Source organism: Pseudomonas sp., from assembly GCF_036387035.1.
In the GTDB taxonomy this organism is placed as follows: domain Bacteria; phylum Pseudomonadota; class Gammaproteobacteria; order Pseudomonadales; family Pseudomonadaceae; genus Aquipseudomonas.
Genome location: NZ_DASVUM010000224.1, coordinates 1 through 8069, shown reverse-complemented (window position 1 = coordinate 8069; position 8069 = coordinate 1). Strand labels below are relative to the sequence as shown.

The 8069-nt window shown below is 64.2% G+C and carries 7 protein-coding genes; 5 read left to right on the top strand and 2 right to left on the bottom strand.

Going from position 1 to position 8069, the window contains the following annotated elements; all coding sequences use genetic code 11:
- Both VF672_RS20790 and VF672_RS20785 read right to left on the bottom strand, forming a co-directional pair.
- A partial coding sequence (locus VF672_RS20790) for a response regulator transcription factor (RefSeq protein ID WP_331106413.1) occupies positions 1–695 on the bottom strand: 695 nt, incomplete at its 3' end.
- Positions 680–1978, bottom strand: coding sequence for a sensor histidine kinase (locus VF672_RS20785; RefSeq protein WP_331106412.1), 1299 nt, complete (start codon positions 1976–1978; stop codon positions 680–682). The genes VF672_RS20790 and VF672_RS20785, both read right to left, overlap by 16 nt.
- A gap of 277 nt (positions 1979–2255) precedes the next feature.
- On the opposite strand from VF672_RS20785, the gene VF672_RS20780 reads away from it, so the two are divergent.
- The 5 genes from VF672_RS20780 to VF672_RS20760 are packed head-to-tail and all read left to right on the top strand — an operon-like array spanning position 2256 to position 7680.
- Positions 2256–3296, top strand: coding sequence for an ABC transporter substrate-binding protein (locus VF672_RS20780; RefSeq protein ID WP_331106411.1), 1041 nt, complete (start codon positions 2256–2258; stop codon positions 3294–3296).
- A 59-nt stretch (positions 3297–3355) separates the two neighbouring features.
- Positions 3356–4813, top strand: coding sequence for a sugar ABC transporter ATP-binding protein (locus VF672_RS20775; protein ID WP_331106410.1), 1458 nt, complete (start codon positions 3356–3358; stop codon positions 4811–4813).
- A complete protein-coding gene (locus VF672_RS20770) occupies positions 4810–5799 on the top strand; it encodes an ABC transporter permease (protein WP_331106409.1) in 990 nt (329 codons plus the stop codon). Before VF672_RS20775 ends, VF672_RS20770 begins: the two co-directional genes overlap by 4 nt.
- Positions 5796–6752: an ABC transporter permease gene (locus VF672_RS20765; RefSeq protein WP_331106408.1), complete on the top strand. Its 957-nt coding sequence runs from the start codon at positions 5796–5798 to the stop codon at positions 6750–6752. Before VF672_RS20770 ends, VF672_RS20765 begins: the two co-directional genes overlap by 4 nt.
- Positions 6753–6768: 16 nt before the next feature.
- Positions 6769–7680 (top strand): SMP-30/gluconolactonase/LRE family protein, encoded by a 912-nt coding sequence (locus VF672_RS20760; RefSeq protein WP_331106407.1) that lies wholly within the window; start codon positions 6769–6771, stop codon positions 7678–7680.
- The last annotated feature ends 389 nt before the right edge of the window (positions 7681–8069 follow it).

The following is an 8069-nucleotide window of genomic DNA, read 5'->3' as shown; positions in this document are numbered from 1 at the left end:
TCGGCTTCGGCCTGTTCCAGCGCGGTGCGGTTGAGCAGGCGGCGCAGCAGGGCGACGTTGACGGCGCGGGCGCGCAGGTTGAACGCGGTGCTGCGCTCGCCGGCGTCGTCGGGTTGGTAGACGCCGAGCTTTTCGTACAGCTGCTGCAGCCGGTTCTGCACGCTGCGCAGCGACAGGTTACGGCGAGTGGCGATGGTGCGGTCGGTCAGGCCCAGGGCGATGTCCTGTAGCACTTCGTATTCGCCGTCGCTGAGGCCCGACAGCTGATCGTGGGCTTTGAGCTGCACGCCACGGATCTCGCGGTCGATCACGCATTGCTGCTCGATGAACAGCCCGCGCAACGCCAGACGCAGACGCTCCTCCGACGCGGTTTTGAGGATGTAACCGTAGGCCGCGCCCTGAGGCACAATGCGCGCGATGCCTCGCACATACGCCTCGTCCGAGTAATTGGACCAGAACAGAATCGAGGTGTCCGGCTGCTGCCGCCAGATGGTCTTGGCCGCTTCGACCCCGGTGCGGCAGGGCATCTGCAGGTCCATGACCACTGCATCCACCGGGCTCTGGCTGAACAACTGCTCGCCGATCCGGCCGTCTTCGGCCTCCAGCAAACGCGTGCATTCCGGCAGCGCGACCTCGATCACTTCGCGCAGGAAGGCCCGGTGCACCGGGTCGTCTTCAATCAGCAGGACTTGCATGGCGTCTCCGTAACAAGTGCAAGCGCTGGCATCGGCGCAGGCTGATCAACGAGGCCGAGGTCAGCCAGTGGCAGGCAGACCCGCACGCGGGTGCCTCGGCCATGGGGCCCGGGTTCGATGTGCAACTGCGCCGCCATCAACTGCGCGCGCACTTGCATGTTCTGGATGCCGCCACTGTTGAACCGATTGCCGACGTCCAGCCCAAGGCCGTCATCGTCAATCGTCAGCTGCAACAGGCCGTCTGTGAGGCTGATGTGAATGACGATGCTGTCCGCCGTCGCGTGCTTGATGGCGTTGTTCACCGCTTCCTGAATGATGCGGAACACCGCGATCTTCATCGACTCTGGCAACCTGTCACCCATGCCGTCGGTGCTGTCCTGCAGGCGCGTTTCGATGCTCAGCCCGCTGTCGCGCACGCTGCGCCGCAGCAGATCTTCAACGCCTTCTTCAAAACCGAACAGCTGCAGCACCGTCGGCTTGACCGCATCGATGAGCTGTCGCAATTCCTGCATGCTGTCCTTGAGGGAGCGCGCAATGGCGCGCAGATCATCGCCCGGCACGCTCGGCAACGTCTGCAGGCGGGCGATGCGCCGGTGCAGACGCGTCATGTCGGCGAGGGTCTGGTCATGCAGATCCATGCCGACCCGCTGCCGTTCGCGCTCCAGCGCCTCGGTCAGGCGCAGCGCGCCCTGACGCAAACCCTCTTCCCGGGCACGCACCTGGGCCTCGGCGATCGCCAGTTGCTTGGCCTGCTCGGTCTGGCGCAAGGCGTATACGTAGGAGGCCAGCAGGTCCGCGACGTGCTGGGTGTGGCGCACGTCATCAAGGGTGTAGAAATGCTCGGTGTGTTTCGAGCAACTGAGCGCGCCAATGATCGTGCCCCGGGCGCGCAGGGGCACGTGCAGGCGGCTGCGCAAACGGGCATCGAAAATCGGGTGGTTGATGGCGCCAGGGAAGGCGAAGCGGGCGTCATTCATGGCGTCGTGGGTCAGCAGAAAAGCCTGCTCGCCCAACAGCACCGTGCGAATCGGGCTGGTGTGCACCGGCATCGGCTGGGCGACGTCGCCCCACAGGGTGTGGACGCCGCTTTCATAGGTGATGTGCTCGCGGCCGTCGAGGACGAACAGGCACACGTCGAGGTGATCGTGGGGCAGAATCGGGCTGATTTCCCGGGAGACGGCATCGATCATCGACTGGAAATCCAGCTGGCCGGCGAGGGCGCGGGAAATGCCGAGAAAGTGATGCAGCACGTCTTCGGCCAAGGTGTGCGGTCGTGGTGCCATGAGCTCCAGCCTGTTTTTATTGTTGGAATCGAACGCTTTCTGGAATGAACACCGTCTGTAATCGAGCCAGGCAGCAGTCGGGTCATTATGGCCCCTGTGCGGCAAAAAGAACGCACGATCCTGCAGGTCGGTTGCGGGATCCCGCATCAGGTCTGCACGATTGACCACTGACGCTCTGCCCGGCCCAGTGCAGACTGGCGGCGTACTGTTCGTAATAAGGTGCGACCGACGCCGTCGGCCACTCTGCAGCCCCCATAAAAATAACAAGGGTTCAACTATGAAAAGTCGTCGTCATCCGCTACGCCGTTCGTTGCTCTGTGCTGCACTGGCCGTGGCGCCCCTGATGGCTCTGCCGCTCACCTCCCACGCCGATACCGCTGACAAGAAGATCGCGCTCTCCAACAATTACGCCGGTAACTCCTGGCGCCAACTGATGCTCGCCAGCTGGCAGCAGACCACCGACAAAGCCGTCAAGGATGGCCTGATCGCGTCGGCCGACAGCTTCACCACGGCCGAGAATCAGGCCACCGAGCAAGCCGCTCAGATCCAGAACCTGATCCTGCAGGGCTATGACGCCATCGTCATCAACGCCTCGTCGCCGACCGCGCTCAACGGCGCCGTGAAACAGGCCTGTGACGCCGGCATCATCGTCGTCTCCTTCGATGGCACCGTCTCCGAACCCTGCGCTTACCGCATCTCCATGGACTTCAAGCAGACCGGCATCGAGCAGATGGATTACCTGGCCGGGCGCTTCCCTCAGGGCGCCAACGTCCTGGAAGTGCGCGGGCTGGCTGGCGTGTCGGTGGACGAACGGATTCACACCGGTATCACCGCCGGCGCGCAGAAACACCCGAGCCTGAAAGTGGTCGGCGAAGTGAACGGCAACTGGTCCCCGACCGTCGCGCAGAAGGCTGTGTCGGGTGTGCTGCCCAGCCTGCCGAAGGTCGACGCTGTGGTGACCCAGGGCGGCGAGGGCGTCGGCATCGCCCAGGCCTTTGTCGCGGCGGGTCGTCCGCTGCCCGCCATCATCTTCGGCAACCGCGAAGAGGAGCTGAGCTGGTGGAAGAAGCAGAGCGATACCCAGGGCTATCAGAGCTTCTCCATCAGCAGCGGACCGAGCATTTCCAGCCTGGCGTTCTTTGTCGCGCAGCAGTTGCTTGACGGCAAACAGATGCCCCACGACCTGTTGTCGCCGGCGGTGACGGTGACCCAACAAACCCTCGACGCCAGCCTCAAGGACCTGCCCAAAGGCGGGATCGTCAGCGAGACCTACAGCGTCGACGACGTCGCCAAGCTCAAGCCCGCAGCTTCCCTGTGAGCCTTTCCAACTGAGCATCGCGGGCCGCGCTGCCTGCGGTCCGCCAAGGAATTGTGACCATGAACGCAAATGGACCTGTTCGGGTGGCCTTCGCCGGCGCCGGCAAATCGTTCGGCGCCGTGCGCGCCCTGAGTGATGTCGACCTGAGCGTGCGCGCCGGTGAATGCCTGGGCCTGATTGGCCACAACGGCGCGGGCAAATCGACGTTGATGCAAGTGCTCGCGGGCACCCTGGCCGCCGACTGCGGGCAACTGCTGATCGAAGGGCGTGACCTGCGCGAGGGCTATTCGGTGCAAGTGGCGCGTCAGCACGGCATTCGCTGCGTGTTTCAGGAGCTTTCGCTGTGCCCGAACCTCAACGTGGCGGAAAACACCCGGCTGATGTCGCCGGCCTTGCGCGGTTTCGGCTGGCGGCGTCGGGCCGGGGCGTTGATTGAAGCAATGCTGGAGCAGATCTTCCCCGGCCATGGCATCGACGCCGAGGACGTCGTCGCCGACTTGTCCATCGGCAAGCGGCAGATGGTAGAAATCGCCCGGGCCTTTATTAATGTCGACGAGCGCCTTGATCTGGTCATCCTCGACGAGCCGACCTCATCCCTTGACGCCCGGGTTGCCGAGCAGCTGTTGCGCCATGTGCGTCGCTTCGTCGAAGCCGGCGGCAGCATCGTGCTGATCAGCCACATCCTCGGCGAAATGCTTGGCACCTGTGACCGCATCGCGGTGATGCGTGACGGCAAGGTCGTTGAAACCCGGGCGGCAGTGGCCTTCACCCATGATTCGCTGGTGGAAGTCATGGGCGGCACGGCCCGTGAGCAAGCGCCAACGGCACAGGATTTCGCCTCTCGACGCGAACAGGGCAGCCCCAGGGTGCAACAGCGCCCGGCGCGGCAGACGGACGGCCGCGCGGTGCAGGCATTCGCCGGGGAGATCGTCGGGTTGTCCGGGCTGGCCGGTCACGGCCAGAGCCAACTCCTGACCCAAGTGCTGCGTGACTGCGTCAGGCACGGCACTGCTGCGAGCTTTGTCGCCGGCGACCGCCAGACCGACGGCGTGTTTGCGCTGTGGTCCATCGGCGAGAACATCACTGTCGGCTCCCTTGGCCAGCTCAAGCGCGGCCTGCTGCTGGACCCCGACGCCGAGCAGGCCATGGCCGACGACTGGATGAAGCGCATGAGCATCCGCACCCCGGACATGCGCAACCCGATCCTGTCGCTGTCCGGCGGTAACCAGCAAAAGGCCTTGTTCGCCCGGGCGCTGGCCTCCAACAGGCAGATCATCCTGATGGACGACCCCATGCGTGGCGTGGATGTCGGCACCAAGCGCGAGGTGTATTCGATCCTGATGGAGGAGGCCGCCCGCGGCCGCACGTTTATCTGGTACACGACCGAACTGGAAGAGCTGACCTATTGCGACCACGTGTATGTCTTCCGCGACGGCCAGGCCGTGCTCGACATGCCGCGCAGTGAGTTGAGCGAGGAGCGCATCTTGCGCAGCTCCTTTGCCGAGGAAACCCCATGAATGCTCCGTTGAACACGCCCACCCGCGCAGCGGTTGCGCCGCGTAACAACGCCGCGCGGCGTGCCCGCATGCTCCGGGCGGCGTTGCCGGCGGTGTCGCTGGTGGTCTTGCTGGCAACCATCTTCATCATGCAGCCCCGGGCCATGAGCTATATGGGCCTTAACCTGATGCTCAACCTGGCGGTGCCGATCGCGCTGGCGACCATCGCGCAGATGCTGATCATCAGCGTCAACGATCTCGACTTATCCATGGGCAGCTTCATCAGCTTCGTCGCCTGCGTGTCGGTGACCCTGCTGGATCAGCACCCGTTCCTTGGCTGGCTGGCGCTGGCCGGGTGTGTTGGCGTTTACGCCTTGCTCGGCGCGCTGATCCACAGCCGCAACCTGCCCTCGATCGTGGTCACACTGGGCATGTCGTTTATCTGGGTGGGCGGCGCGATTCTGCTGTTGCCTTCGCCGGGAGGAACGGCGCCGCAGTGGCTGCAAGCCCTCGTACGGATCAAGCCGCCCCTGATTCCTTTGGCGATCGTCGTGTGCATTGTGCTGGGGCTGGCAATGCACTTTTTCCTCATGCGCTCCACCGTCGGCGTGGTGTTGCGCGGCGCCGGGGGCAATCCGCTGGCAATCGCCAAGGCAGGCTGGTCGCTGCTGCGCATCAAGGTGGCGATGTACGCCATGGCAGGGGGATTTGGCGTGTTGTCGGGGCTGTTTCTGGTGGGGCTCACCACCTCGGCCGACGCCAACGTGGCCCTGCGTTACACGCTGTTGTCCATCGCCGGGGTGATCCTCGGGGGCGGTGAATTCGTCGGCGGTCGCGTGTCGCCAATGGGCGCGGTGCTTGGCGCGTTGACCCTGGTGCTGGCTGGTTCGCTGCTGTCGTTCATCCGTATTTCGCCTGACTGGCAGATCGGCGCCCAGGGCGCGATCCTGATTTTCGTCCTGGCGCTGCGTGCAGCGGTCAATCGTCTGGAGGTACGTCCGCTATGAGCCCTTCATCCTTTACAGCGCTGCGCGGCAAGCCGTGGCTGTGGTCGTTCCTGGCGGCGTTGCTGATCTGGGCGGCGACACTGGTGTTCACCGGCGGGCAGGGCGCAGGCGCCTTGCTGTCCGGCGCGCTGGCGTTCTCGACGTTCTTTGCGATCGTCGGCATCGGCCAGATGTTCGTCATCAGCACCGGGCCTGGCAACATCGACCTGTCGATCCCCGCCAACATCGCCTTGAGTGGCGCGCTGGGCATGAAGCTCATGGACGGCCAGGACGCCAACATCTGGCTCGGGGTCATCGGTGTGCTGGGCATTGGCGTGCTGGTGGGCTGCGGCAATTTCGCATTGATCCGGCTGCTGCGCATTCCGCCGATCATCGCGACCCTGTCGGCCAGTTTCATCCTGCAGTCCCTGGCCATCGCCTACGGGCGCAGCGTGCGGGTGCCGCCGCCGGAGCAGTTCTACACCTTCGCCACCGGGCGGGTGTTCGGCGTGCCGTACCTCGCGGTCGTGGTCATCGCCGTGGCGGTTGTCATGGGTTACGTGCTGACCCGCACCCGCTACGGCCGCTCGGTGCTGGCCATCGGGCAAAACGCCCGCGCCGCGGAACTGGCGGGCATCCGGGTCGGCCGCATGCGCTTCGCCACGTACGTGCTCTGCGCCGTGTTCGGCAGCCTGTGCGGCCTGACCCTGGCGGGTTTTTCCGGCGGTGCGTCGCTGGGCATGGGCGAGGAATACCTGCTGGCCTCTATCGCCGTGGTGGTGATTGGCGGCACCTCGGTGGCCGGCGGCTTTTCCAACGTGCCCGGCATCTGGGGCGCGTCGCTGTTCCTTTACCTGCTGGTGAGCATGCTCAACACCTTCGGCGCCAGTGCCGGGGTGCGGCTGATTCTCACCGGGCTGATCATCATTGCGGTGATTACCGCTGTTAGCGGACGCAAAAATGCCCGCGCCTGAATTAAGGATCGACCCCGTGTCCGACGACCTCTATGAATGCCATGACAAGCGTTTCCACAGCCTCATCCTGCCCAACACCCAGCTGGAGCGCCTGTACGACCAATGCCGCTGGGCCGAGGGGCCGGTGTGGTTCAACGACGGCGGCTACCTGTTGTGGAGCGACATCCCCAACCAGCGCATGTTGCGCTGGACCCCGGAGCAGGGCGTCTCGACGTTCCGCAGCCCGTCGAATTTTGCCAATGGCAACACCCGCGACCTGCGCGGCCGGCTGATCACCTGCGAGCACGGCACCCGCAGCGTCACCCGCACCGAACCGGACGGCTCGATCACCGTGCTGGCCGAACGCTTTGAAGGCAAGCGCCTGAATTCGCCAAACGACGTGGTGGTGCACCGCGACGGCGCGGTGTGGTTCACCGATCCCAGCTACGGCATCCTCACCGACTACGAGGGGTATCAGGCGCAAGAGGAGCAGCCCGGCCGTCACGTCTATCGCATCGACCCGGACAGCGGCGAAATCACCTGTATGGCCAACGACTTCGTGCAACCCAACGGCCTGGCGTTTGCCCCGGACGGGCAGACGCTGTACATCGCCGATTCCGGCCGCTCCCACGATCCGGACGGGCCCCACCACATCCGCGCGTTCGAGGTCATCAACGGGCGTGAGCTGGGTCAGTCGCGGGTGTTCGCGGTGATTGAACCGGGGGTGCCCGACGGCCTCAGGGTGGACGTACAAGGCAATGTCTGGACCAGCGCCGGCGACGGCGTTCAGTGTTTTGCCGCCGATGGCACCTTGCTGGGCAAGATCCGCTTGCCGGAGAAGGTCGCCAACCTGACCTTTGGCGGCCCGCGCCGTAACCGCCTGTTCATCACCGCCAACACGTCACTGTATTCGCTGTACGTGGGCGTGGCGGGGGCGCAAGTGCCTTGAGCGATGGGTGACCGGCGAACGGCACGCGGCGCTTCCGGTGCCGCGTGCCACGCCCTCAGAGTTTTAAGCGAGCGTGGACGGTGCGCAGTTCGCCTTCGCGCCTCGCTCCGGTCCATCCGTCGACACGATCCTCTTCACGTTATTTGACCTTGTACAAAAGTATATATTTGTATAAGTTCGGACCTGAAACGATTAAGTGATGCCTTTCTGATATCACTTTAGTCCTGCCTATCCGCCACACCGTGTGCTCGCTGCGATTGACCATCTGTCTTTATCGCGTGTCTTCTATGATGGCCATGAGATATCATTTATTCTGTATTTTCTAAGAGTCGAGGGGCGCACGTCATGACCTGTTCGCTGCAAATTGAGCAGAAGCGCCTGTCGGCCGT